This window comes from Streptomyces sp. NPDC008139 (assembly GCF_042957025.1).
Classification (GTDB): Bacteria; Actinomycetota; Actinomycetes; order Streptomycetales; family Streptomycetaceae; genus Actinacidiphila.
Genome location: NZ_JBIBHM010000004.1, coordinates 57422 through 81700, shown reverse-complemented (window position 1 = coordinate 81700; position 24279 = coordinate 57422). Strand labels below are relative to the sequence as shown.

21 protein-coding genes are annotated in these 24279 nt (G+C 74.2%); 10 read left to right on the top strand and 11 right to left on the bottom strand.

Going from position 1 to position 24279, the window contains the following annotated elements; genetic code table 11:
• Positions 1-96: 96 nt before the first annotated feature.
• A complete protein-coding gene (locus ACFZBB_RS09290; protein ID WP_391119459.1) occupies positions 97-1020 on the top strand; it encodes a LysR substrate-binding domain-containing protein in 924 nt (307 codons plus the stop codon).
• Positions 1021-1080: 60 nt separating this feature from the next.
• Positions 1081-2298 carry an allantoicase gene (gene alc / locus ACFZBB_RS09285; protein WP_391119455.1) on the top strand — a complete coding sequence of 406 codons (1218 nt, stop codon included), beginning with the start codon at positions 1081-1083 and terminating at the stop codon, positions 2296-2298.
• Between the two features lie 88 nt (positions 2299-2386).
• Here alc and ACFZBB_RS09280 read toward each other — a convergent pair whose 3' ends face one another.
• Genes ACFZBB_RS09280 through ACFZBB_RS09265 form a run of 4 tightly spaced genes read right to left on the bottom strand, consistent with a single transcriptional unit; the run spans position 2387 to position 5001 of the window.
• Positions 2387-3016 carry a hypothetical protein gene (locus ACFZBB_RS09280; RefSeq protein ID WP_391119453.1) on the bottom strand — a complete coding sequence of 210 codons (630 nt, stop codon included), beginning with the start codon at positions 3014-3016 and terminating at the stop codon, positions 2387-2389.
• Positions 3013-3438 carry an ankyrin repeat domain-containing protein gene (locus tag ACFZBB_RS09275; protein WP_391119451.1) on the bottom strand — a complete coding sequence of 142 codons (426 nt, stop codon included), beginning with the start codon at positions 3436-3438 and terminating at the stop codon, positions 3013-3015. Before ACFZBB_RS09275 ends, ACFZBB_RS09280 begins: the two co-directional genes overlap by 4 nt.
• A 9-nt stretch (positions 3439-3447) precedes the next feature.
• Complete coding sequence (locus ACFZBB_RS09270) at positions 3448-4158, bottom strand: hypothetical protein (RefSeq protein WP_391119449.1); 711 nt, start codon at positions 4156-4158, stop codon at positions 3448-3450.
• Positions 4159-4191: 33 nt separating this feature from the next.
• The gene (locus tag ACFZBB_RS09265) at positions 4192-5001 is read right to left on the bottom strand and encodes a maleylpyruvate isomerase family mycothiol-dependent enzyme (protein ID WP_391119447.1); all 810 of its coding nucleotides are present in this window, start codon (positions 4999-5001) and stop codon (positions 4192-4194) included.
• Between the two features lie 274 nt (positions 5002-5275).
• Between ACFZBB_RS09265 and ACFZBB_RS09260 the strand changes: the two genes are divergently transcribed.
• On the top strand, positions 5276-7339 hold the full coding sequence (locus ACFZBB_RS09260; RefSeq protein ID WP_391119444.1) for a DUF5107 domain-containing protein: 2064 nt from the start codon (positions 5276-5278) through the stop codon (positions 7337-7339).
• A gap of 60 nt (positions 7340-7399) precedes the next feature.
• Here ACFZBB_RS09260 and ACFZBB_RS09255 read toward each other — a convergent pair whose 3' ends face one another.
• Positions 7400-8395 (bottom strand): 2-dehydropantoate 2-reductase N-terminal domain-containing protein, encoded by a 996-nt coding sequence (locus ACFZBB_RS09255; protein ID WP_391119441.1) that lies wholly within the window; start codon positions 8393-8395, stop codon positions 7400-7402.
• Positions 8396-8542: 147 nt separating this feature from the next.
• On the opposite strand from ACFZBB_RS09255, the gene ACFZBB_RS09250 reads away from it, so the two are divergent.
• Positions 8543-9613, top strand: a complete 1071-nt coding sequence (locus ACFZBB_RS09250; protein ID WP_391119438.1) for an RNA ligase (ATP) — start codon at positions 8543-8545, stop codon at positions 9611-9613.
• A gap of 107 nt (positions 9614-9720) precedes the next feature.
• Here ACFZBB_RS09250 and ACFZBB_RS09245 read toward each other — a convergent pair whose 3' ends face one another.
• Positions 9721-10359 carry a GNAT family N-acetyltransferase gene (locus ACFZBB_RS09245; protein ID WP_391119435.1) on the bottom strand — a complete coding sequence of 213 codons (639 nt, stop codon included), beginning with the start codon at positions 10357-10359 and terminating at the stop codon, positions 9721-9723.
• A gap of 138 nt (positions 10360-10497) precedes the next feature.
• Here ACFZBB_RS09245 and ACFZBB_RS09240 point away from each other — a divergent pair, with 138 nt between their 5' ends.
• Positions 10498-10929 carry an SseB family protein gene (locus ACFZBB_RS09240; RefSeq protein WP_355339313.1) on the top strand — a complete coding sequence of 144 codons (432 nt, stop codon included), beginning with the start codon at positions 10498-10500 and terminating at the stop codon, positions 10927-10929.
• A 91-nt stretch (positions 10930-11020) separates the two neighbouring features.
• Here the strand turns inward: ACFZBB_RS09240 and ACFZBB_RS09235 are convergent, their stop codons facing one another.
• Positions 11021-12487 (bottom strand): phosphatase PAP2 family protein, encoded by a 1467-nt coding sequence (locus ACFZBB_RS09235; RefSeq protein WP_391119432.1) that lies wholly within the window; start codon positions 12485-12487, stop codon positions 11021-11023.
• A gap of 261 nt (positions 12488-12748) precedes the next feature.
• On the opposite strand from ACFZBB_RS09235, the gene ACFZBB_RS09230 reads away from it, so the two are divergent.
• The 3 genes from ACFZBB_RS09230 to ACFZBB_RS09220 all read left to right on the top strand — a co-directional run bounded on the left by ACFZBB_RS09230 (position 12749) and on the right by ACFZBB_RS09220 (position 16162).
• Positions 12749-13420 (top strand): HAD-IA family hydrolase, encoded by a 672-nt coding sequence (locus ACFZBB_RS09230; RefSeq protein ID WP_391119430.1) that lies wholly within the window; start codon positions 12749-12751, stop codon positions 13418-13420.
• A 139-nt stretch (positions 13421-13559) separates the two neighbouring features.
• The gene (locus tag ACFZBB_RS09225; protein WP_391119427.1) at positions 13560-14873 is read left to right on the top strand and encodes an aminotransferase class I/II-fold pyridoxal phosphate-dependent enzyme; all 1314 of its coding nucleotides are present in this window, start codon (positions 13560-13562) and stop codon (positions 14871-14873) included.
• A gap of 272 nt (positions 14874-15145) precedes the next feature.
• The gene (locus tag ACFZBB_RS09220) at positions 15146-16162 is read left to right on the top strand and encodes an MBL fold metallo-hydrolase (protein WP_391119426.1); all 1017 of its coding nucleotides are present in this window, start codon (positions 15146-15148) and stop codon (positions 16160-16162) included.
• A 56-nt stretch (positions 16163-16218) separates the two neighbouring features.
• Here the strand turns inward: ACFZBB_RS09220 and ACFZBB_RS09215 are convergent, their stop codons facing one another.
• Both ACFZBB_RS09215 and ACFZBB_RS09210 read right to left on the bottom strand, forming a co-directional pair.
• A complete protein-coding gene (locus ACFZBB_RS09215; protein WP_391119424.1) occupies positions 16219-16845 on the bottom strand; it encodes a VTT domain-containing protein in 627 nt (208 codons plus the stop codon).
• Positions 16842-17648, bottom strand: coding sequence for an MBL fold metallo-hydrolase (locus ACFZBB_RS09210; protein ID WP_391119421.1), 807 nt, complete (start codon positions 17646-17648; stop codon positions 16842-16844). The genes ACFZBB_RS09215 and ACFZBB_RS09210 overlap by 4 nt, the downstream gene beginning before the upstream one ends.
• Positions 17649-17923: 275 nt before the next feature.
• Between ACFZBB_RS09210 and ACFZBB_RS09205 the strand changes: the two genes are divergently transcribed.
• Positions 17924-19978 carry an alkaline phosphatase family protein gene (locus ACFZBB_RS09205; protein ID WP_391119419.1) on the top strand — a complete coding sequence of 685 codons (2055 nt, stop codon included), beginning with the start codon at positions 17924-17926 and terminating at the stop codon, positions 19976-19978.
• Positions 19979-20220: 242 nt separating this feature from the next.
• Here the strand turns inward: ACFZBB_RS09205 and ACFZBB_RS09200 are convergent, their stop codons facing one another.
• Complete coding sequence (locus ACFZBB_RS09200) at positions 20221-20952, bottom strand: methyltransferase domain-containing protein (RefSeq protein WP_391119416.1); 732 nt, start codon at positions 20950-20952, stop codon at positions 20221-20223.
• A gap of 463 nt (positions 20953-21415) precedes the next feature.
• On the opposite strand from ACFZBB_RS09200, the gene ACFZBB_RS09195 reads away from it, so the two are divergent.
• The gene (locus ACFZBB_RS09195; RefSeq protein WP_391119413.1) at positions 21416-22168 is read left to right on the top strand and encodes an SLATT domain-containing protein; all 753 of its coding nucleotides are present in this window, start codon (positions 21416-21418) and stop codon (positions 22166-22168) included.
• A 53-nt stretch (positions 22169-22221) separates the two neighbouring features.
• Here the strand turns inward: ACFZBB_RS09195 and ACFZBB_RS09190 are convergent, their stop codons facing one another.
• Positions 22222-24048, bottom strand: a complete 1827-nt coding sequence (locus ACFZBB_RS09190) for an AMP-binding protein (protein ID WP_391119411.1) — start codon at positions 24046-24048, stop codon at positions 22222-22224.
• Positions 24049-24279 lie beyond the last annotated feature (231 nt).

The window sequence follows — 24279 nt, the reverse complement described above, 5'->3', positions numbered from 1 at the left end:
TCGGGGGCGCGTACGGGCGCCTCGTGCGAGTCCTGCGTCCCGCGCACCGTTCGGTTTGAGCCGGGGTATCGGGCCTGAATTGTTTAGGCTGGCTGCATGAAGGACTGGGATCTCCGCAAGCTGCAAATCCTCCGCGCGCTGCGCGACACCGGTACGGTCACGGCCGCCGCGGGCGCGCTGCGGATGACCCCGTCGGCCGTCTCGCAGCAACTGGCCGCGCTCTCCAAGCAGATCGGCACACCGGTGATGGAGGCGCGCGGTCGCGGCGTACGGCTGACCGGCGCCGCGCACGTCCTTCTCAGACACGCCGAGGTTGTCTTCGCGCAGCTCGAACGCGCGGGCGCCGAACTCGACGGGTACGCGCAGGGCGAGGTGGGCGTCGTGAAGGTCGGCGCCATCGCCACGTCCATCACGCGCCTGGTGGTGCCCGCCGCCCGGCTGCTGCGCCGCGACGCGCCCGGCATCACCTTGTCGGTGCGCGAGGCGGAGGCCGCCGAGGTGTACGAGGAGCTGGCCGCCGGTGACGTCGATCTCGCGTTGTCGCTGGCCGTGGACGCGCCGACGGCCCGCGACACGCGCTTCGTGATCGCCCCGCTGCTCACCGACCCGCTGGACATCGCGCTGCCCGCGACGCATCCGCTGGCCGCCGCGCCGGGGCTGCGACTGGCCCAGCTCGCCGAGGACCCGTGGATCTTCGGCAGTCGCGGGCCGTGGCGCGAGATCACCCTGGCGGCCTGCGCCGAGGCCGGATTCGTGCCGGAGCAGGCGCACGCCGCCGCCGACTGGCCCGCGATCTTCGCTCTGGTCGCGGCCGGAATGGGGATCGCGCTGGTGCCGCGGATGTCCGCGTCCGGCGCCCTGACCCAGGACCTGGCGGTACGGCCGCTGGACGTGGACCGGCCGCGGCGCCGGATCGTGGGCGCGGTGCGCGGCGGCTCGGAGGACGCCCCGCTGCTGCGGCGGACGCTGGGGGCGCTGCGGCGGGCCGCAGAGCTGGACCCGACCATGCAGTTGGACTGAACAATGGCTTCAGTAAGTTTCGATGGACGTGAAGGGTCGGGTCGGCCGAGAGTAGAGGGCATGACGACGACAGAGACGCATGAGACGACGGCAGCGGGATCAGCGCCGGGGACGGCACCGGCTGGGGGAGCGGTGGCAGGCGCGGCGGCCGGGACGGGGTCCGGCACTTTCACGGACCTGACGGCCTTCACGGGTGACGCGCTTCCTTACGGCGGCGGGAATCCCTTCGCGGACTACCGCCGCGTGGAGCTGCCCTTCGCGGGTCTCGCGGACCTGGCCGACCGCAGGCTGGGCGCGGGGGTGGTCGCCGCCAATGACGAGTTCTTCGCCGAGCGGGAGAATCTGCTGGTGGCCGGGCCCGCGGTCTTCGACCCCGAGCGCTTCGGGCACAAGGGCAAGATCATGGACGGCTGGGAGACGCGGCGCAGGCGGGGGGCGTCCGCGCAGGTCCCGCACCCCGATCCGGCCGACCACGACTGGGCGCTGATACGGCTGGGGGCGCCGGGCGTGATCCGCGGCCTGGTGATCGACACCGCGCACTTCCGGGGCAATTACCCGCAGGCGGTGTCGGTGGAGGCCACCGCGCACTCGATGTCGGCGGCGCCCGAGGATCTGCTCGACCCGGCGGTGGAATGGACCGAGCTGGTCCCGCGCACAGCGGTCGGCGGGCACGCGGAGAACGCGTTCGCGGTGCATGTGGAGCGGCGTTTCACCCACCTGCGCCTGCGGCAGCACCCCGACGGGGGGATCGCCCGGCTGCGGGTCTACGGCGAGGTGGCGCCCGACCCGGGGTGGCTGGCCGAGCTGGGCACCTTCGACCTGGTGGCGCTGGAGAACGGCGGCACGGTGGAGGACGCCTCCGACCGCTTCTACTCCCCGCCCGAGCACACCATCCTGCCCGGCCGCTCCCGGAAGATGGACGACGGCTGGGAGACCCGCCGCCGCCGTGACACCGGGAACGACTGGATCCAGTACCGGCTCGTGGACCAGGGCGTGATCCGCGCCATCGAGATCGACACGGCCTATCTCAAGGGCAATGCGGCGGGCTGGGCGACGCTGTCGGTCCGCGACGGGGAGGACGGCGAGTGGATCCCGCTGCTGCCGCGGGTCAAGCTCCAGCCGGACAGCGTGCACCGCTTCCTGGTCAACCCGATACCGGCCACCCACGTCCGGATCGAGATCTTCCCCGACGGCGGCATATCCCGGCTGCGGCTGCACGGCTCGCTGACCGAGCGCGGCGCGGCCAGCCTGGCCGAGCGGACGGAAGCCATCAGCTAGCGCGAGGCCGCCGTCGGACAGGCCCCCCGGGGGAAGGGGGACCCGTTCGGCAGGGTCTTCTGCGGGAGGGTCTTCTGCGGGAGGGTCCTCAGCGGGCGGGGCTGAGGATCTGTTCCGACCAGGAGACCAGGTGCTCGAAGAGGCCTGTCCTGCGGCGGAGTACGGCCCGGGGGTCGTGGTCCACGTCGTAGGCGGCGGAGCCGACCCGGCCGCCGACGGCGAGGCGGGTGAGCATCAAAGGGGCGAGCCAGCAGTATTTGGCGGCGCCCGTGGCGGCCACCGAGCGGCGCAGCTCGTCCTCGCCCAGGGCGGCCCCGGCATCGCGGGCACCGGCCAGATAGCCCTCGATGACGGCGGCGGAGATCTCCGGCAGCAACTCCCCTGGTATCAGGCCGTCGGCGACACAGTCCGGGATGAGGTTGGCGATGTCCTCGCCCACGGCGCCTTCCCCGACGAAGGCCCAGTCGAGCAGGACCGTACGGCCGCCGGTCGGTCGGGCGGCCGGGGCGCCGGGGGAGTGCGCGGGGGAGTCGTCCTGGGCGATCAGATTGAGCGGCCAGACATCGAGGTGGCACAGGGTGCGGGGGCCGGTCACCCGCCAGATGCCGTCGGTGGCCTGGTTGTCCTGGTTGTGGGTGAGTTCGGTGTAGGACCAGGTGGGTGCCGCACCGCCGAGGGCCGGGGCCACGCAGGCGGGGACGAGCGCCGCGGGGGTCACTGGGCGCCGAAGAGCTTCAGCAGCTCGTCCTTGCCGAACATCCGGGCCGTGTCGACCGCGGACGGCACGCCCGCGGCCGGGTCGGCGCCGCCGTCGACCAGGGCGGTGATGACGTCCTGCTCGCCCTTGAAGACGGCACCGGCCAGTGGGGTCTGGCCCCGGTCGTTGGCACGGTCCGGCTCCGCACCGCGGGCCAGCAGCGCCCGCACGGTCTGCCCGTGACCGTGGTAGGCGGCGAGCATCAGCAGGGTGTCACCGCGGTCGTTGGTGAGATTCGCGGGGACTCCGGCGTCGATGTAGGCGGCCAGTTTGTCGGTGTCGCCCTGCCGGGCGAGGTTGAAGACCTGGGCGGCGAGCTGAAGCAGCTCGGGGTCGTGAGCGGGCTCGCTCTCGGCGGCGGGATCGGGCGTCGGCTCGGTCATGATCCCAGCCTACGCAGCGGGGCACTGTCCGTTGAAGAAGGAGATCACCACGCGTTGCGGCGCGCCCTGGCCGACCTGGACGTCCACCGGGACGCAGGCGTGGCCGTCACCGGCGACGAAGAAGCCGCCGATGAAGACGACGGGCCGCGTCGGACAGGCGTCGAAGGTGATCGCGGGGGCCGGGGTGGACCCGAAGGCACGGCCGTACTCCAGTCCGGCCTTGGCCCGCTGCTCGGCGCCGATGGTCAAGGTGACCGTCGCCTCGGTCCGTATAAAGGCGGCGACCTTGTAATGCCAGCCGTCGGAGTTGTGGTAGCCGTGGCCGGTCTGGTCGCCGTCGGCCAGGGCGCGCAGACCCGTCCAGGTGAGGGGACCCACCGTCACATCGTCCTTCGCGGTGGCCGGTGCGGCGGGAGACGAAGCGGAAGCAGAGGAAGAAGAGGAAGGGGAGGTGGGTGCGATGGTGGTCGAACCAGTGGATTTCGCGGGGCTGTTGCCCGTGGTCACCTCGGTGGCGGAGCCGCCGGGCGAGCGCACGGCTTCGACGCACGCCACCGGGCGAGGGTGCTCGATGCTGCCGACCGGGGGCGGTGCCTCGGTGGTGACGCGGGCGGAGTCGGTGGCGGCGGGCCGGTGCGTGGAACCGCCCGAGGAGCAGGCGGACAGCAGGGCGATCACCCCCAACGCCACACCGGACGCTCGTATCCCGCGACCAGACATGCGCATCACTCCCTCACGCAGGACGGTACGTGGTCAGCCGAGCGGCGGCCAGACCACCAACTGCCGTACCAGCGCGGGGTCTCCGGTCAGCCGGAGCGTGTCGCCCCCGTCCCAGGGGGCCCTGCGGTACAGCGCCAGCAGCAGATCGCTGGCGGGACCGGAGAGGGTGGCACCGGGCTCCGGGCCGTCGCCGGGGCCGCCGCGGACCGCCGAGGCACCGGTGGTGTCGAGGATCAGAGTCCAGGCCGGGCCCTCGTCGGTGACCAGCGCGACACGGGCCGGTGCGTGCGGCCAGCCGTCCATCGAGCCGAAGCCGACGTGCAGGAATTCATCCAGGGCGTCGGCGGCGAGGGCGGGCGGCAGCGGTTTGGTGACCCCCGCGGCCTCCTGCGCGTCGCGGGCGTGGACGGCCGCCTCCTGGACCTGGTGGCGGGCGACGGAGCCCGAGGTCGCCGCGTTGCCCGACTCCGCCCACCAGGTCCAACAGCCGGTGTCGGGACCGGCCGTACGCAGGGCGTCGAGCAGCAGCACCGTCGAGGCGGCCGACCAGGACGGCAGGTCGTCCCCCGGCATGCGGTCGCCGAGCACCCCGTCCGACGGCGGCCGGACGGCGGGGCCCGCGGCGACCGTCGCCGCCCAGAAGCGCTGCACCTGGCCGACATGCGTCAGCAGATCCCGGACTGTCCAGTCGGGGCAGCCCGGAATCCGGGCCTCGACGGGTGCGGCCTGCGCGGCCTGCGCGGCCTCGCGCAGGACGGTGGACCGCTCCTCGATGAGTTCGAGCCAGTCGGTGAACCGGAGTTCGGGCGAGGCCGGCGTCTGCGAGGAGCGCGAAGTCGTCATGGCCACCGTTGTAGCAGCGACCACCGACAATGCCCCCGGTCCGGCGGCCGGGACAGGCCGCGGGCTCCATGTCCGGTGCGGTGCGCGGAAGATCGAGAAGGCCGCGCCTGGCCGGTCCCGCGGCCGAATTTGTGGCCGGATTTCTGACCGATTCCACAGGTTTTGCCCAACCCTGACCACGGCGGGCTCTGTTCACCGCGACGGGAAACCTGTTCCATGGTCATCAGACGGCCGCCGCGACCGAAGGCGGCCACGTGTGCCAGAAGAGGTGGCCTTGCCTACGACCGTGCGGCGTACCGCTGTGAGCATTCCGGCCGCGGACCTCGGCCCGGAGAACCCGCTGCCCGCATTGCGCCCGCTCGACGAGCTGCACCGGCTGGACCTCAAGGACCGCGAGGGACTGCCCGCCGACATGGCCAGGCAGCTCGGCTACGCGCCGCTGCGCTCCGTGCTGCCGGTCCGCGTCCTCGACGGCTACGGCCGCGACCGCGCCCCGGCCGCCCTCGACGCACTCGTCATCGAGAACGACCGCATCCGCGCCACCGTGCTGCCCGGCCTCGGCGGCAGGCTGTACTCGCTGGTCCACAAGGCGACCGGACGTGAACTGCTCTACCGCAACCCGGTGTTCCAGCCCGCCGCGTTCGCGCTGGCCGGTGCCTGGTTCTCCGGCGGCGTGGAGTGGAATCTCGGCGCCACCGGCCACGCCGCCCACACCTGCGCCCCGCTGCACGCCGCCCGCGTCCCCGCCCCGGACGGCGGCGAGATGCTGCGCCTGTGGGAGTGGGAGCGGCTGCGCGACCTGCCCTTCCAGATCGACATGTGGCTGCCCGCCGACTCCGACTTCCTCTACGTCGGCATCCGGGTCCGCAATCCGCACGAGCGCACCGTGCCCGCCTACTGGTGGTCCAACATCGCCGTCCCCGAGACCGACCGCACCCGGGTGCTCGCCCCCGCCGACGCCGCCTGGCACTTCGGCTACAGCCGCACCCTCAGCCATGTGCCGGTCCCCGCGCCCGACGGAGCCACCGACATCACCTACACCACCCGCTCCGAGCACGCCGCCGACTACTTCTTCGACGTGGCCGACACCGACCGCCGCTGGATCACCGCGCTCGACGGCGAAGGACACGGCCTCGTCCAGACCTCCACCGACCTGCTGCGCGGACGCAAGCTCTTCCTGTGGGGCCACGGCCGCGGCGGGCGGCGCTGGCAGGAGTGGCTGACCGAGCCCGGCACCGGCGGCTACCTGGAGATCCAGGCCGGCCTCGCCCGCACGCAGCTCGAACACATCCCCATGGCCGCGGATTCGGAATTCTCCTGGCTGGAGGCGTACGGACCGCTCGCCGCCGACCCCGCGCTCGTGCACGGTGACGACTGGACCGCCGCGCGCGCCGAGGCCGGGGGACGACTCGAGGCCGCACTCCCGCGCGCCACCGTCGACGCCGCCTACACCGCGTGGCTGGCGCACGCCGACACCGACCCCAAGGACCTGCTCGCCACCGGCTCCGGCTGGGGCGCTCTCGAAAGCGAGCGCGGCCACTTCCACCTGCCCGGCACACCGTTCCCCGCCACCACGCTCGGCGACCCGCAGAAGCCCTGGCTGGAACTGCTGCTCGCCGGGATCTTCCCGAGACCCGCCGCAGACGCACCCCCAGGACCCGCGCTCGTCTCCCCGGAGTGGCGCGAACTGCTGGAGTCCGCCGACACCTATCCCGGCAACGAGTGGTTCCGCGACTACTACCTCGGCATCGCCCAGTGGGCCGCGGGCGACCGCGCGCAGGCCGTGCGCAGTTGGGAACGGTCGGTCGCCGCCCACCCCTCGCCGTGGGGTCTGCGCGCCCTGGCCGTCGCCGAGGCCGACGCGGGCCAGACCGACCGCGCCGCCGACCGCTACCTGGCCGCGTACGACAGCCTGCGCGCGACGTTCACCGCGCTCCCGGACCGCCCGGACGTCCGGCGCGCCCTGATCGTCGAGGCCGTGCCCGTCCTGCTCGCCGCAGGCCGCGCCGCCGACGCCGAACGCGTCCTCGCCGATCCCGACCCGGCCCCGGAGGATGACCGGCACGGCCCGGACTGCGGGCGGCTACGGCTGCTGCGCGCGCAGACCGCGCTCGCCCGCGGCCAAGTCGCCGAGGCCCGCGCGCTGTTCGACGAGGGCTTCGTCGTCGAGGACCTGTACGAGGGCGCCGAGGCGCTGACCGACACCTGGTACGCCATAGCCGAACGCCTTGTCGCGGGCGGCGGCCCCGTCACCGACGACATCAGGACCCGCGCACGCGCGGAACACCCGCTGCCCGCCGCGTACGACTTCCGGATGCGGCCGGAGACGGTGCCGTAGGGAGCGGGCGGTCCCGGGCGCACGGCTACTGCGGCCGACGTCCGTTGGCCGCCGCGCCGCCTACGCCCGGCTCGCGGCGACCAGCGCCGCCGTCTCGTCCGCCGTCAGGTCACCGGGGCGGCGGCCGTCGCGGGCAAAGGAGTTGGCGGTACGGCGCAGCGCCTCGTTGACGGGCGTCGGCACGCCGAAGCGGCGGCCGAGCAGCACGATCTCGCCGTTGAGGTAGTCGGCCTCGATGGAGCCGGTGCCCCGGGTGAGGCTCTGCCAGGACGAACCGCCGCCGCGCTCACCGCCGTTGACGGGCAGCAGCTCCACCCGGTCGCCGCGCACGCGGGCCTGCTCCTCCTGGCTGACGTGCGTGACACCGGCCGCGTCCAGCACCGCGACGCCTTCCGCCCGGGCCCGCTGATACACCTCGAACAGCGGCCCCTCACCGATCGGACCGGACACCGCCTCCAGGGAGTTGCCCAGATTCGACAGCAATTTGCCGTACTTCCACGCCATCACGTCCTGCGAGACCGGCGCCGCGAAGCCCGAGCCCTCAAGGTCGGCGGCGATCCGCCGCGTCGTGTCGTCCGCGCCCGACGGATAGCGGCCCAAGGTCAGAATCCCGGACAGCGGCGCACCCGGCGCCTGCACGACACCCGGCTCCAGGTGGGAGGCCGGCAACCAGACGCACATCCCGTGCACGTTCGCGAAGCGGCGCAGCGCCAGCCGCTCGTTCTCGACCCCGTTCTGCGCGCACACCACGGCGGGACCGGCGCCGTCCGACCCGACCCCGTACCCGTCCCACCGCGTCAGCACCGACGCCGTGTCCTGCGTCTTGACGCCCAGCACCAGGACGTCGTCGGGCCGCGCCCGCAGCGCCTCCGGGCCGTCCGCGACGGGCACGGGCAACGTCAGCGTGCGGTCCGGCAGTTCGAGCCGCAGCCCCCGCTCGCGCAGCGCGTCGAGATGCCCGCCGCGCGCCACCAGGACGACCTCGTGGCCGCCGTCGAACAGCCGCCCGCCGATCGTGCCGCCGACCGCTCCCGCTCCGATGATGATGTATCGCACACCAAGACACTCGCACACGCCCGCACCGGTCCCTCCACCGCACCGCGCGGAAAACCGGTGGCCGGGCGCCCGCGCCCCCCGCCACAGTGATCGTCGGGGAGAACACCCGACCACCACCATCCGACCACCGCATACGGGGGGACCGTCATGTCCACATTGCGCGTGACCGCGGAGCGGCTCACCATCCTCGACCACCCCAACGCCGACGCGCTCGAACTGGCGCAGGTCGGCCTCTACCGCGCCGTGGTCGCCAAAGGCGCCTACCGCAGCGGTGACTTCGCCGTCTACATCCCGGAACAGGCCGTGCTGCCCATGCCGTTGATCACCGAGCTGGGCCTGACCGGCAGGCTGGCCGGAAGCGCCGCGAACCGCGTCAGGGCGGTCCGGCTGCGCGGCGAGCTGTCGCAGGGCATCGTCTGCCGGCTGGCCGCGCTCGACGGTACGGACCTGGAGCGCGCCGCCGCCGGGGGAGCGGACTTCGCCGAACGGCTCGGCATCGTCAAATGGGTGCCGCCGGTGCCGGTGTCGATGAGCGGCGACGTGGAGTCGGCGCCCGACCTGCTGCCCTGGACCGATATCGAGAACCTCAAGCGCTACCCGGACATCTTCGCGCCCGGCGACCCGGTCACCGTCACCGAGAAGCTGCACGGCACGGCCTGCTGCCTCACCTACTATGCGGGCAGCGGCACTGTGCACGTCACGTCCAAGGGCCTCGGCGGACAACGCCTCGCCCTCACCGAGACCGACCGCAATCTCTACTGGCGCGCCGTCCTCGGCCACGGCCTGCCCGCCGTCGCGGCCCGGCTCGCCGAGCGGCTGGGCGCCGACCGGATCGGCGTCTACGGCGAGGTGTACGGCAGCGGCGTGCAGGATCTCGGCTACGGCGCGGACGCCCGTGTGCAGGGAGCGCCCGGCTACGCGGCGTTCGACGTGTGCGCGGACATCGGCGGGCGGGTGCGCTGGCTGGACGCCTTCGCGCTGCTGGAGGGCGAAGTGCCGCTGGTGCCCAAGCTGTTCGAGGGCCCCTTCGACCAGGAGGCGGTGCTGGCGCTGGCCCAGGGCACGGAGACGGTCTCCGGCCGCGGCCTGCACCTGCGCGAGGGCGTCGTGGTGCGCACGGCCGACGACCGGTACAGCGACGTCCTCGGCGGCCGGGCCATCGCCAAGGTCGTCAGCGACGCCTACCTGACCCGCAAAGGCGGCACGGAGTACGAGTAGACCGGCCCCCGCGTGACCGCCGACCGCCGACCGAAGGCCGCCGACCGCCGACCGCCGACCGTGGGCCGACGCCCTTCCCCTGAACAGCGTCGGCCCACCCCGGCCCGTCAGCCCGCCCCGACCCGTCCGGCCCCCGCCTCCGCGCCGCCCTCCAGCCGCGCCCGCAACCGCCGCTTCGCCTCCGGCCACTCCTCGGCCAGCATCGAGAAGAAGACGCTGTCGCGCCACGTCACACCGTCCGAGCGCAGCCGGTGGCGGCGCCAGACCCCCTCGCGGACCGCGCCGAGCCGCGCGATGGCCCGCTGCGACCTGACGTTGAGATGATCCGTCTTCCAGCAGATCCGCCCCATGCCCAGCTCCTCGAAGGCATGGCCCATCAGCAGCAGCTTGGCCTCGGTGTTGACCGGGGTGCGCCAATGGGCGCGGCCGTACCAGGTCCAGCCGATCTCCAGCCGCTCGTCCCTGGCGCTCACGTCGTGGTACGTCGTCCAGCCGACGGCCCGGCCGCCCGCCCGCTCCACGACGGCGAAGGCGAGACCGCCCGCGGCCTCCGCGTCGGCGGCGACCCGTACCGCGAGATCGCGCAGCTCGTCCTCGGTGTGCGGCGGCTCCACCGGCAGCCAGCGCCACACCTCCTCGTCACCGCCGCCCGCGGCGAACAGATCGGGCACATGGCCGGGAGCGAGCGGTTCGAGGCGGACGAAACGGCCTTCGAGCACCGTGTGAGCGGGGGTTCTGGCAACCATGGACGCACCGTAACCAGCGGCCAGAGGGTCCTGGCAACGCGATTTCACCTCGTGGACCGCATGCTCTCGGCTCAGCCGGGTACGTGCGGGGGATCCGAGCACCGTTGACGCCAGAAGCGGCGAGAGGAACCAGAAGCGATGACCGACATCACCCCCGACGGCCTCGACCCGGACAGCGGCCTGCCCCCGGCGCAGCGCGCGCTGCGCGAGATCGCCCACGGCAGCGAGAACGTCGTCGCCCTCAGCACGCTCGCGGTCAGCGAAGTCCTGCTGCCGGTGCCGGGCGTGGACGAGGACCCCAACGGCGGCGAGCCTCCCCGGCAGATCCAGCTCCCGGTGTACGAACAGGAGGACGGCCGCCAGCTCGTGCCCGTCTTCACCTCCGAGACTCGGATGGCGGAAGCGCTGCCGACGACCAGCCGCTACCGGCTGGTCCAGCTCGCCGTGCTCAGCGGCGCCTGGCCCTCCGACGAACTGATCCTGTCCATCGACACCGGCAGCCCCGACTCGCTGAGCATCTCGGGCGAAGGCGTCCGCGCCCTGGCCGGGCTGGTCGGCGGCCAGAACTGAGCGCCGCCCGCGTCGTCAACCCCGCCCCAGCCGCCTGCGCGGCCTCCGGGCAGGCACCGGCGCTCGGCCCCGGCACGCCCCCCGGGCCCGGTCAGCCCCGGTACACCACCAGCCCGCCGGGCACCTTGTCGAGCAGCAGCTCACCGGGCGCGGGTGCCACCTCACCGTCGTAGGCGAGGTGGACGCCCTCGCCGGGCAGCCGCAGCCGCAGCCGCCGTACGGTCGCCGACGTGTACACCGGCGACCGGGTCAGCACCCCGGTGAGGGCCGCGCCCAGCAGCCGGGTACGGGCGAAGGGCCCGCCGTCCACGATGCGCACGTCCAGCACGCCGTCGTTGAGGTCACGGCGGCGCACCGGGGCGAGCCCGACGCTGGAGTAGCGGCAGTTCCCCGCGAAGATCAGCCACACCGAGCGCGGCCGTCCGTTCACCTCGATGTCCACCGGCTCGCAGGTCCGCAGGACGTGCACGGCGGCCAGCACACTGGCGGGCCAGCTCCCCACCCGCCGCGACCAGCGCTCCCGTACCCGTACCAGCTCCGGGTACGACCCGATGCTGAAGGTGTTGAGGAAGGGCGCGGACTCGCTGTACGGCGAGTCCAGGCTGGTGTGCCGGGCCACGTCCACATTGGCCGCCCTGCCCGCCGCGACCGCCTTCGCGGTGTCCTCGACGGTCTCCAGGCCGAGGTCGAGCGCGAAGTGGTTACGGGTGCCGCCGGGGAAGACCGCCAGCGGCAGCCGGTGGCGCAGGGCGACGGCCGTGGCCAGGCACACCGTGCCGTCACCGCCGCACACCCCGAGCGCCCCGCCCTGCTCCACGGCCGTGCGCGCCGCCTTCTCCAGCATCTCCAGCAGGTCGTCGTCCTCGGTGCACTCGCCGACCGACGCCTCGGGCAGTGCGGCGGCGATCCGGTCGACGGGCGCCGACAGCAGCGGCGGCGGCCCCGACGCGGAGTTCACCACCACGTGCAGCCCGCGGCCCTCGGGCAGCGACGGCACCTGCGCGTCGGCGCCCGGCTCCGGCTTGCCCGGCGCGGGTGGCACCAGGGCGCGTACGACGGCGGCGGCGCCAAGGCCCAGGGCCGCGCCCGCCACCACGTCACTCGGATAGTGCACTCCGGTGTAGATCCGTGAGAAGGCCACGCTCGCGGCGAGCGGCGCGATCACCAGGCCCCAGCGCGGCGACTCGATCGCCATACCCGCGGCGAAGGCGGCGGCCGAGGCCGCGTGGCCCGAGGGGAACGACGAGGTGATCGGCTGGCGGTGCAGCCGCCGTATGACCGGGACGGTGTCGAGTATCGGCCGCGACCGCCGTACCGCGCCCTTGCCCGCGGTGTTGACCGTCAGCGACGCCAGCGCCAGCGAGCCCAGGCCGCGCGCCGCCGCCCGGCGTCCGCTCCTGCCGCCGGTGGCCGCGACACCCGCGGCGACGGCGAACCACAGCCGGCCGTGGTTCGCGGCACTGCTCAGCCGGGGCAGCACCGGCTCCGCGCCCGGCCAGTGGCGCTCCGCCACCTCGGCGAACAGCGCCTTGTCCCAGTTCTTCCAGGGATACGTCATGCGGGCCGGTTACCCACGCCCGGCCGCGGCACACCGCCTGTTCAACGCCGTTGCCGTTCCGTCACGGACGGCCGCCCGCGTATCCGCCGGAACCGCACCCGCGTAGCCGCCCGCGTATCCGCCGGGACCGCACCCCGCGTACTTGCCCGCGTACCCACCGGTACCGCACCCGCGTAGCCGCCCGCGTATCCGCCGGGACCGCGCTCGCACCGCCGCCCCCGTGTCCGCCGTCCACCGGCGCCGCCGCTGTAGTCTCACCGGGTGAACGAAGCTCACCCGCACGCCCCTTGGCCAGAGCCGGAACTCGTGATCTTCGACTGCGACGGTGTGCTGGTCGACAGCGAGAAGATCGCGGTGAAGGTGGACGCGTTCGTGCTCGCCGCGATCGGCTGGCCGCTGAGCGAGGCCGAGATCGTGGAACGCTTCGTGGGCCGCTCCTACCGCGACATGACCACCGCCATCGAGAAACACCTGGGCCGCTCCCTGCCCGAGGACTGGGACGCCCCCTACCGGCACCTCTACCAGGAGGCGTTCGACGCCGACCTGACCGAGGTCGACGGGATCACGCACGCCCTGGACGCGCTCACCCTGCCGAGCTGCGTCGCGTCGAGCACCAGCCACGAGGGGCTGCGCCACACGCTTGGCCTCACCGGTCTCTACGAGCGTTTCGAGGGCCGGATCTTCAGCGCGAGCGAGGTCGAGCACGGCAAGCCCGCCCCCGACCTCTTCCTGCACGCGGCCCGCAGCCTCGGCGTCGAGCCCGCGCGCTGCGTGGTCGTCGAGGACAGCCGGTACGGGGTGGCCGCCGCCCGTGCGGCGGGCATGCGCGCGTACGGCTACTGCGGCGGACTCACCCCCGCGGGCTGGCTCGAAGGCCCTGACACGACGGTCTTCGACGACATGCGCGACCTGCCCGCACTGCTGCTGCGCTGAACGCGGGGCGCGCCGCCTCCTCCTCACCCGCGCGCTCGGCCGTCGGCCGCTCCACCGGCCGGTCTGTCGGATGCGGACCGCGCCGCCGCGGGAGAAAGTGGGCCCCAGGGGTGCCCACCTACGCAGCGGAGGTAACCGGATGCGGCTCGGCCCGCGGTACGACCTGCGACCCGACTCGGGACTGCCGCTGCCCGCGTACTGGCGGGAACGGACGGCCGCCGCCCGGCCCGGCGCCGAGGTCCCGGGCGGCGGCCCGCGGCTGCTCGACGCCGCCTGCGGCTACTGGGCCCGCCGCGGCCTGCCCTGCCGCGCGGGCCACGTGCTCGCCGCGCCCGGCGCGGAGCCGCTGCTGTTCGCGCTGCTCGCCGCCGTCGACGGCGACCCGGTGCTGGCCCGCCCCGCCCCCGCGTGGCAGGCCCCGGTGGCCCGGCTGCTCGGCCGCCAGGTGCACACCGCGCCCACCCCGCCCGAGGGCGGCGTGCCCGACCCCTTCGCACTGCTGGAGACCGTACGGCGGGCGCGCGCCGCGGGCGCCGACCCGCGGCTGCTGGTGCTGTCCGCAGCCGACGACCCGACCGGCACCGTGACCGCGCCCGAGCTGCTGCACGAGACGTGCGAGGCCGCGGCGGAGGCGGGGCTGCTGATCGTCTCCGACGAGACGTACTCCGACACGCTCCACCACCGCGACACGGTGCTGCTCAGCCCGGCCGAGATGCTGCCCGACCACACCGTCGTCCTGGCCGACCTGGGCGCCACGCTGGTCCCGGCCGCGGTGCCCGCCGCGCTCGCCCGTTTCCCCGCCACCGCCCACGGCGCGGCCTGGCGGGAGCGGGCCCTCGACGTACTCGCCGCGCTGCGCGCCGTGCTGCCCGCGCCGGTCGCCGCCGCCACCGGATACGTCCTCACCGAGCCCGCGGAGGTCACCGACCGCGCCGCCGCGGCCAACCGGCTGCACGCGCGTACCGCCGCTGCCGCCTTCCGCGCGATCACCGGCGCGGGGGCGACCTGCCGACCGCCGCGCGCCGGTTTCCAGCTCTATCCGACGCTGCCCGCGCCCGGCCTGGACGCCGCCGCGCTGGAGGAGCGGCTGACCGCGGCCCTCGGCTACCCCGTACTCGGCGGCCACCGCTTCGGCGACGACCCGGACGAGCCGCGCGTGCGGATCAGCACGGGTCACCTGCACGGCGCCACCGAGGACGAGCGCCGTGTCGCGCTGGCCGCGCCCGACCCGCTCGCCGTCCCGCATGTGGTCGCCGCGCTGGCCGCGTTGGCCGTCGCCGTCAGCGGCCACGCAACCGGGTACCCCGCGGCCGGGTCGGGCCCCGCGGGCGGGGCGGTCGGCCAATCCGCGGACATCGGCCAATCCGCAGACATCGGTGAATCCGCAGACATCGGTGAATCCGCGGACATCGGCGAATCGGCGGACACCGGATCGCGGGGGCGTGGGACCTGACCTATTTTTTGGGTAGGTCGTTGAACGATGATCGGGGATCCGGTGGGTGCGAGCGGTGTTGGGGACGGCCGGGCGGGCCACACGCGCCTCGCCCACCCTCCCCACACCATGTGCCGCGGCCACGGGTCCTGCCGGTCCCGTCGGGCTTCCCGGCCCGGTCGGAACCGCCGGGGCCGCCGCCCTGGCTCGAACCGCCGGGGCCGCCGCCCCGGCCCGCTGTTGCCCGGCGAGTGTCGCCGACGGCGCCGAGACCGTGACGGATGGGAGTCCCGATGACCGATCAGCGCGAGCGCACCCTCGCCGAGAGCGAGAGCACCCTCGCCGGTCCGCGTCCGCTGGGCGAGTTGAGGACCTGGCCCACGTCGTTCGCCGACCGGCTGACGGACCCGCTGCCGGGGCTGCGCGACGTCCTGCGCTCGGTAAGGGAGCGCAGCATGCGCCCGCCGGCCGCCGCGCTCGCGCAGGTGCCGTCGCTGCCGGTCGAGCGCGGACCGCTGCCCGCGACGAGGGCGGGCACGGTCAGCCTCACCTGGGTGGGACACGCGAGTTGGGTGATCGGCATCGGCGGGCTGACCGTGCTCACCGACCCCGTGTGGTCCCGCCGGATCCCCGGCACCCCGGCCAGGGTCACCCCGGTGGGCGTGCCCTGGGAGACGCTGCCCCCCGTGGACGCCGTCGTCATCAGCCACAACCACTACGACCACCTCGACGCGCCGACGCTGAAGCGGCTGCCGCGCGACACCGCGCTGTTCGTGCCCGCGGGCCTGGCCGCCTGGTGCCGCCGCCGCGGCTTCACGCGGGTCACCGAACTCGACTGGTGGGAGGCGGCGGAACTGGGCGGTGTCCGCTTCGACTTCGTCCCCGCGCACCACTGGAGCAAGCGCACGCTCACCGACACCTGCCGCTCGCTGTGGGGCGGCTGGGTGCTGACCGACGGCTCGGGGCAGCGCGTCTACTTCGCCGGGGACACCGGCTACGGCCACTGGTTCCGCGAGATCGGCCGCGCCCACCCCGGCATCGACCTCGCGCTGCTGCCGATCGGCGCCTACTCGCCGCGCTGGATGCTCAGCACCGTGCACACCGACCCGGAAGAGGCCGTACGCGCCTGCCTCGACGTGGGCGCGACCGCGATGGCGCCCATGCACTGGGCGACGTTCCTGCTCTCCGCCGAGCCGCCGCTTGAACCGCTCACCCGGCTGCACGCCGCGTGGGCCGCGACCGGCCGCCCCCGCGACGACCTGTGGGATCTGCCGATCGGCGGCTCGCGGGTGCTGTCCGGCACGCCGTAAGGGCAGGCCCGGCGGCCTGACCGCGGGACGGGCCGCCCCCGCTTGCGGCGCGCGGCCTACTTGCGGCGCAGCCGCCGCACGACCATGGGTCCCGCCGCGAAGGCGAACGTCAGCCCCACCGCGAGCGCCACCCCCTGCCACGGCTCGGGGAACAGCGACCCGCCCAGGACGCCGACCAGTTGATACGCCGCCGCCCACACCAGACAGGCCGGGATGTCGCCGCGGACGAACCGGCGCAGCGACATCTCGCCCAGCAGGCACGCCACCATCACCGGGATACGGCCCGCCGGGATCAGCCGGGACAGCACCAGGACGGCCGCGCCGTGCGCGTCCAGCCGGTTCTGCGCCTTCTCCAGCGTCGTGTTGTCCACCCGGTCCTGGAGCCGGTGCAGCCAGCGCGAGCCGTTGCGGGACCGCACCCCGCGCAGGCCGAGCCAGTACAGCGCCACGTCGCCGAGGAAGGCGGCGAAGGACGACACGAGGAACACCCCGAGCAGCGCGAGCGGCGGTTCCGACTGGTGGAAGGCGACGACGGCCGCGCTGGAGACCACCGCGCCGGTCGGCACCACCGGCACCAGCGAGCCGAGCGACACCAGCAGGAACAGCGACGGATAACCTATCGCCTGCTGAGTGGTCTCGGACGCGGGGGAATTGGCGGCGGCCGACGCCAGGAAACCGATCACCCGCGGCTCTCCCGCCCGGCGTCCTCGACCAGCACCGACTGCCCGTGGTCGAGCCGGTGCACCGACACCCGAGGGGCCAGCCGGGCTGCGATCCGCACGAACTCCTCGCCGGGCGTGTGGAATTCGTGCGGCCGTACCGCGTCCATGCCGATCGGCCAGAATGTGCCGTAGTGCACCGGCACCGCGGCTCGGGGCGCCAGATCGGCCAGCACCCGCGCGGCCCGCGCCGCGTCCAGATGCCCGTGCCCGAGGAACGGGCCCCAGCCGCCGACCGGCAGCAGCGCCACGTCGCAGGGGCCGACCGCGTCGGCCAGCCCGTCGAACAGCCCGGTGTCCCCGGCGAAGTACGTGCGCGCGGACCCCTCCATCACATAGCCGAGCGCGCGGGAGCGCTCCGGCCCGTACGGCAGCCGCCGTCCGTCGTGCGCGGCGGGCACCGCCCTGACCGTCAGCTCCCCGCCGTCCGCGCCGCGTACCAGGAGCGAGTCGCCCGCGCCGACCTCCACCAGTCGCAGCCGGTCGCGCAGCCGTCGCAGCCCCGGCACCGCGGCGACCGCGCCGCGCGGCAGGATCACGGTGGTGCCCGCCGCCAGCCGCCGCACCGAGTCCAGGTGCAGGTGGTCGGCGTGCAGATGAGAGATGAGGACGGCGTCGGCCGCGGTCGCCGACGCGGGCGGTACGGCGCCGCGCCGCCTGCGCAGATGGGCGAGCCGCCGGGTGAACAGCGGGTCGGTGAGCACCCGCACCCCGGAATCCCGCAGGGTCACCGTGGCATGACCCCACCACGTGATCTCCACCGCCACCGCGCCCGTCCTTTCCCGGCATCCGTCCAGGGCGCCCGTATCGCACACACGCGTCGCACCTACCCGGTCAGGGGACTCGTACCGCGCCTGCGCACACCCTCGCAGGCCCGAGCGTATGCCTTGCCGACGGCCGGGCCCGGCGCGCGCCCCGACGGGGCGCCGGGCCGCGGCGGGCCGTATGGCACTGTGGAGGTGTGCCGCAGCCTGCGAAGAGACGGGAACGGGCCGTCGGCCGGAGCGTGGTGAGGGCCGTCGGCCGGGTGCTCGCTGTGTGGATGGTCTCCAGCGCGACCCTGGCCGTACTCGCGTGGGTGCTCCCCGACTTCCGCCTCGAAGCTCCCAACGGCGACAGCCCCACCCAGATCGCGGTGACCTCGGCGATCGGCGCGGGCGCCTTCGGGGTGCTGAGCGCGCTCGTGTGGCCGCTGCTGGTCCGCGCCCTGCTGCTCGTGCCCGCCCTCGTGCTCGGCGCCCTGGTCTTCTTCCTCAACGGCTCGCTGCTGCTCGTCGCCCTGCGCTTCACCCCCGACGGCCGCGGCCAGGTCGCCCCGGCCACCGCCGTGGTGATCGCCGCCGTGATGTCCGCGACGTCCTCCGCCACCAGCACCGCCCTCGCGGTACGGGACGACGCCGCGTACGGCCGCAGGCTCGCCCGGCTCGCGGGCCGCAGAACCCGCGCGAGCGACCCGCCGCTGCCGACCACGCCCGGCACGGTCTTCCTGCAACTCGACGGCGTCGGCCACGACGTGCTGCGCGACGCCCTCACCTCCTCGCCGCCCGCGATGCCGACCCTGGCCGGCTGGCTCGGCACCACCCACCGGCTCACCCCGTGGCGCACCGACTGGAGCAGCCAGACCGGCGCGAGCCAGCTCGCCATCCTGCACGGCACGAACCACGACGTGCCCGCCTTCCGCTGGTTCGAGAAGGAGACCGGCCAGCTGATGGTCTGCAACCGGCCCTCCAGCGCCGCGGAACTGGAGCGCCGCGCGGTGGCCCGTACCGGCTTTCGCGGACTGCTCGCCGAGGACGGCGCCAGCCGCGGCAATCTGTTCACCGGCGGCGCGGAACAGTCCGCGCTGGTGATGTCGGTGGCGGCCCGCCGCGACAAGTTCAGCCGCTCCAGATCCGGCTACTTCGCCTACTTCTCCGACCCCGCGAACGCGGTGCGCACCGCCTGGTCGTTCAGCGCCGAGGTGTGCCGCGAGATCGGGGAGTCGACGGCGTCGCGGCTGCGCAGGGACCGGCCCCGGATCAAACGCGGCGGCCTCTACCCGCTGCTGCGCGCCTTCGCCACCGTCGTGGAGCGGGACGTGGCCGTGGCCGCCGTCATCGGCGACATGCTGGCCGGAAGGACCGCCGTCTACGCGGACCTCGTGGCGTACGACGAGGTCGCCCACCACTCGGGCCCGCGCAGCAAGGACGCGCGCAAGGTGCTGGGCCGGCTCGACCGCTCGGTGGCCCTGATCGCCGACGCCTCGCGGTACGCGCCCCGGCCGTACCGCATCGTCCTGCTGTCCGACCACGGGCAGAGCGAGGGCGAGACCTTCGAGAGCGCGTACGGGGTGACCTTCCGCGAACTGGTGCGGGCCGGTTGCGGGCTGGCCGGGACCGAACGGCAGGCCAGGCGGCGGGCGGCGCGCGGCGCCGAGGCGCGGGCGGCGGCCCGCACCGCGCTGCGCCGCCCCGAGCAGGGGCGGCGGGCGCGGGAGGAGGCCGAGTGCGCGGGGCCCGCGTCGCAGCCGGTCGTGCTGGCCTCGGGCAACCTCGGGCTCGTCGCCTTCCCCGAGATCGAGGGGCGGGCCACGCTGGAGGAGATCGACCGCCGCTCGCCCGCGCTCCTCGACGCGCTCACCGGGCACCCCGGTATCGGCTTCGTGCTCGTGCACAGCGCCGAGCGCGGCCCGCTCGTGCTGGGCCCCGACGGCTCGCAGCGCGAGCTGGCCACCGGGCGGATCAAGGGCGACGACCCGCTCGCGCCCTTCGGCGAGGGCGCCGCGGACGCCGTGCTGCGGGCGGACGGCTTCCCCCACATCGCCGACCTCATGGTCAACTCCGCCTGCGATCCGCGCTCCGGAGCCGTGCACGCCTTCGAGGAACAGGCCGGTTCCCACGGGGGCCTCGGCGGCCCGCAGAGCCACCCCTTCCTCCTGACCCCCGTCGAACTCCCCGTGCCGCCCGCCACCCTCGTCGGAGCCGAGGCCCTGCACTCCCTGCTGCGCACATGGCTCACCCCGCCGCGCCCCGCCTCACGTCATGAGGAGCGGCCCGGCGAGGAGCGATCCCGCGAGGAACCGGCCCACGAGGAACCGACCCGCGCGACGACGGCGTGAACCGACCTGACACCGCCGCCGGTCAGGCCGTGGCGCCGCCGTCGATGACCAGGTCGGTGCCCACGGTGGAGGTGGCCGCGGGGGAGGCGAGGTGGAGGACGGCGGCGATTTCGCCGACCTCGGCGTCACGCACGAGGCGGCGGAGGCGTGGACCCTCGCGAGCCTGGCCGACCTCACCAAGCAGTGACCGGCACGGCCGCCCGGCGCCGGCCGGCCCTCCCCGGCCGCTCCGCCGTCGCCCCTCAGCTCTCCTTGCGCAGCGCCAGCAGCCGGTACACCGGGTCGGGGCGCGGCACCTGCTGGCCGGGAAGCAGCGCCAGCCGCCGCACCAGCGCGCAGGCCTGCTCGTCGTCCAGCGCCAGCGCCGACGCGTAGTAGCCGCGCTCCAGATCCCCGGCGGTGCGCTCGGGGGAGCGGCCCTGCCCGTGGCCGGTGAAGCGCGCCTCGCCCGCCCTGCGCAGCCCGTGCTCCGAGGCGACGGCCAGAATCCGCGGGGCCGCGTCGTACGCCTTCCGCACCCGGTACGGCGCCAGCAGTTCGTCCACGTCGCTGTTCATGTCGTGGCCGGAGTCCTTGTCGACCGTCGTCACGAACACCCCGCCGGGCCGCAGTACGCGGGCGCACTCGGCGACCACCGCGGGCACGTCCGGCAGCAGGTGCAGCAGCCACACCGCGCTCACCGCGTCCAAGGACGCGTCGGCGAAGGGCAGCCGATGGCAGTTGCCCAGCACCACCGAGGCGCCGAGGCGTTCGGCGGCCACCTGGGCCATGCCCTCGGAGGAGTCGACGCCGAACACCCGCAGTCCCGGCCGGTCGAGCAGCCCGGTGACCAGACCCGTACCGCAGCCGATGTCCAGCAGTGTGCCCGCGCGTTCGGGCACCAGGGCGAGGATCGCGCGGGCCGCTGACCGGGCCCGCGGCACACCGCCGCGCGTGGCGTCGTAACGCGCCGCCTCCACGTCGTAGTCCAGCATATGGGAAATGCTAGAGGCCCCAGGTGAACAGGGGTTCACCCGGGACCTTGCGCGCCGGTTACGTGGTGAGGCCAGTGTTACGTCTGGCCGAAGGGTCCGGATCCGGCCCGAGGCGGGTGCCGTTGTCCGGATTCACCGGTTCCGCGCGGCCGGGCCCGACCGGCCCGAGCGCGGCGCGATCCAGCGCACCGCAGGTGCCGCCGACCGCCCGGCCCCCGCACGGCGCGGACGGGCGCGGCGGGAACCGGACACCGCGATGGCTCGCGCACGCCCTTCGGCCCCAAGTCCCGTCAGCGCGCCGCACGTTTCCGTATACGCGGCACGCGGCGGTCCTCGGGCTCCGTGGGGGACCTGCGGGGCGGCGGGTGCGGAATCCCACGGCTCGGCGCTGAACTCGCCCTGAGAAACGGCGCGTTACCGCGACCGGACGTGACGGCGGCGCGGCAGCCGATAGCCTCGCCGGATGACTGAGCTGGACGGCGGCGGTATGCCGACAGGCGCGTCCGGGACCGGGCGGCGGCAAGGGCAGGCCCGCGATCTGGGCGGCAGGCCCTTCCCCGACATCGCGGTCGAAGGACCGGACGGGCAGCGCGAGGCGCTGGCGCGGCTGCGCGCCTGGGCCGAGCAGGAGGCGCAGGACGCCATCGACTGGTACCAGCGCGACAAGCGGCGCAAGCGCACCGCCTCCCGCACGCTCCAGGGGCTGGCCATCGCCTTCGCGGTGGCCGGTACGGCGGTGCCGCTGGCCACCGCGGCGAGCGGCGGCTCCGGGCAGGGCTGGGGATACGTCCTGCTCGCCCTCGCCGCGGGCTGCAAGGGCTTCGACCACTTCTTCGGGCTGTCGGCGGGCTGGATGCGGGACATCACCGTCGCCCACGCGCTGCGCGGCGAGCTGAACGCCGTACGCCTCGAATGGGCCGCCGACGTGCTGCGGGCCGGGCCGGGAGGAGCCGCCGCCCGTACCTCGGGACCGCTCGAACCGGCCGAGGTCGAGCGCCAGTTGGCCCTCATCGCCCGGCTCGTCACGACGGTGCGCGGCCACGTCGAATCGGAGACCGTCGACTGGCGTACGGACCTGAGCGCGCGCTTCCGGCAGCTCAACGAGGCGGACGGCGGCCTGTCCGGCGCGGCGGTACCGGCCGCACCCGGCGGACCGGGCGCGTCCGGTGGCGCGCTCCCCGACGGCGGTTCCGGCGACCGGCGGCCCCTGGCGTAGGGCGGGCCCTGACGTTGGCTCCCTGACGTGAGTCCGGCGGCCGGGCTTCCGCCTCAGCCCCGGTAGAGCGCCTCGATCTCCTGCGCGTACGCGTTCTCTATCGCCCGCCGCTTCAGCTTCAGCGACGGCGTCAAGGTGCCGCGCTCCTCGGAGAACGGCGCCGCCAGGATGCGGAAGGTGCGGATCGACTCGGCCTGCGAGACAAGGGTGTTCGCGGCGACCACGGCCCGCCGGATCTCCGCCTCCAGGTCCGGGTCGTGCACCAGCTCGGTGGCGGGCAGATTCGGCTTGCCGCGCATCCGCAGCCAGTGCTCGACGGCCTCCCGGTCGTAGGTGATCAGCGCGGCGACGAAGGGCCGGTTGTTGCCCACGGCCACGCACTGCGCGACCAGCGGATGCGCCCGCACCCGCTCCTCCAGCGCGACCGGCGACACGCTCTTGCCGCCGCTGGTCACCAGGATCTCCTTCTTGCGGCCGGTGATCGTCAGATAACCGTCCTCGTCGAGCGCGCCCAGGTCCCCGGTGGCGAGCCAGCCGTCCCGCAGCACTTCCTCGGTGGCCTTGGCGTTGTTGAGATAGCCGTGGAAGACCTGGCCGCCGCTCAGCCAGATCTCGCCGTCGTCGGCGATGGCCACGGTGGTGCCGGGCACCGGCTGGCCGACGGTGCCGAAACGCGTCTGCTCCGGCGGGTTCGCGGTCGCGGCGGCCGTCGTCTCCGTCAGGCCGTAGCCCTCGTAGATCGTGACGCCCGCGCCGGAGAAGAACAGGCCGAGCCGCCGGTCCATCGCCGAGCCGCCCGAGATCCCGTGCCGCACCCGGCCGCCGAGCGCGTCGCGGACCTTGCTGTAGACCAGCTTCTCGTAGAGCTGGTGCTGCATCCGCAGACCCGTGCTCGGACCTGGCCCGGTGCCGAAGGCCCGCGCCTCCACCGCCTCCGCGTACCGCACCGCGACGTCGACTGCCTTCTCGAACGGCCCGAGCCTGCCGCCCGCCTCCGCCTTGCGGCGCGCGCCCTGGTAGACCTTCTCGAAGACGTACGGCACGGCCAGGACGAACGTCGGCCGGAAGGCGGCGAGGCTCGGGATGAGTTCGGCGGCCGTCATGCTCGGCTGGTGGCCGAGCCGGATCCGGTGCCGTACCGCGGCGACCTCCACCATGCGGCCGAAGACGTGCGCCAGCGGCAGGAAGAGCAGTGTGGACGGCTCCTCGCCCGGCTTGCTCTGGAAGACCGGCTCCCAGCGGGCCACCACGTTCTCGGTCTCCGCCATGAAGTTGGCGTGCGTGAGGACACAACCCTTGGGCCGCCCGGTGGTGCCCGAGGTGTAGATGACGGTGGCGACGGCGTCGGGCGTGACGGCGAGGCGGTGCCGCTCCACGACGTCGTCGCCGATCTGCCGCCCGGCCTCCGACAGTTCGGTCACGCAGTCGGAGTCGAGCTGCCACAGCCGGGTCAGCGCGGGCAGCTCGTCCACGGCCGCGCCGATCGTCATGGCGTGGTCCTCGTGCTCCACGACCGCCGCCACCGCGCCCGAGTCGTGCAGCATCCACCGCACCTGCTCGGACGAGGAGGTCGGATAGACCGGTACGGACTGGGCGCCGATCGCCCACAGCGCGAAGTCGAACAGCGTCCACTCGTACCGGGTACGGGACATGATCGCGACCCGGTCGCCGAACCGTACGCCCTCGGCCAGCAGCCCCTTGGCCACCGCGAGCACCTGGTCGCGGAATTCGCTCGTCGTCACGTCCTGCCAGACGCCGTCCTCGTCCGCGCGGCCGAACACCACCTTGTCGGGGGCCTGCCGTGCGTTGCCGAACACGGCATCCGCCAAACCTCCGGCCTGTGGCGTCGTGGCCATGGGGGGGACGGTGAACTCGCGCAACGGGTGCTCTCCTCAGACCGCACAGTGCGGGGCCCGTAAGCTATCCGATCCGCCGCACGGGCGGGAGGGCCGTGGCAGGCCCGTGTTATCGGACATCTGTGCTGGTGACGGGCGTATGACCGCGTCTCACAAGGGAGTCGTGCCCACGCGGCCGTATCCGATGCTTCCGCCGCCGTACTTTTATCTCCACCAAATCTGCGCCGACCGGTCACTGGCGCTCCACTGTCCCAG

Bases quoted from the DNA above. Each gene is read 5' to 3' on its own strand.
- ACFZBB_RS09200 (WP_391119416.1), bottom strand. From the start codon at position 20,952: ATGCTGGACTACGACGTGGAGGCGGCGCGTTACGACGCCACGCGCGGC.
- ACFZBB_RS09240 (WP_355339313.1), top strand. From the start codon at position 10,498: ATGACCGACATCACCCCCGACGGCCTCGACCCGGACAGCGGCCTGCCC.
- ACFZBB_RS09265 (WP_391119447.1), bottom strand. From the start codon at position 5,001: ATGACGACTTCGCGCTCCTCGCAGACGCCGGCCTCGCCCGAACTCCGG.
- ACFZBB_RS09290 (WP_391119459.1), top strand. From the start codon at position 97: ATGAAGGACTGGGATCTCCGCAAGCTGCAAATCCTCCGCGCGCTGCGC.
- ACFZBB_RS09270 (WP_391119449.1), bottom strand. From the start codon at position 4,158: ATGTCTGGTCGCGGGATACGAGCGTCCGGTGTGGCGTTGGGGGTGATC.
- ACFZBB_RS09235 (WP_391119432.1), bottom strand. From the start codon at position 12,487: ATGACGTATCCCTGGAAGAACTGGGACAAGGCGCTGTTCGCCGAGGTG.
- alc (WP_391119455.1), top strand. From the start codon at position 1,081: ATGACGACGACAGAGACGCATGAGACGACGGCAGCGGGATCAGCGCCG.
- ACFZBB_RS09205 (WP_391119419.1), top strand. From the start codon at position 17,924: ATGGTCTCCAGCGCGACCCTGGCCGTACTCGCGTGGGTGCTCCCCGAC.
- ACFZBB_RS09275 (WP_391119451.1), bottom strand. From the start codon at position 3,438: ATGACCGAGCCGACGCCCGATCCCGCCGCCGAGAGCGAGCCCGCTCAC.
- ACFZBB_RS09225 (WP_391119427.1), top strand. From the start codon at position 13,560: ATGCGGCTCGGCCCGCGGTACGACCTGCGACCCGACTCGGGACTGCCG.
- ACFZBB_RS09245 (WP_391119435.1), bottom strand. From the start codon at position 10,359: ATGGTTGCCAGAACCCCCGCTCACACGGTGCTCGAAGGCCGTTTCGTC.
- ACFZBB_RS09195 (WP_391119413.1), top strand. From the start codon at position 21,416: ATGACTGAGCTGGACGGCGGCGGTATGCCGACAGGCGCGTCCGGGACC.
- ACFZBB_RS09220 (WP_391119426.1), top strand. From the start codon at position 15,146: ATGACCGATCAGCGCGAGCGCACCCTCGCCGAGAGCGAGAGCACCCTC.
- ACFZBB_RS09250 (WP_391119438.1), top strand. From the start codon at position 8,543: ATGTCCACATTGCGCGTGACCGCGGAGCGGCTCACCATCCTCGACCAC.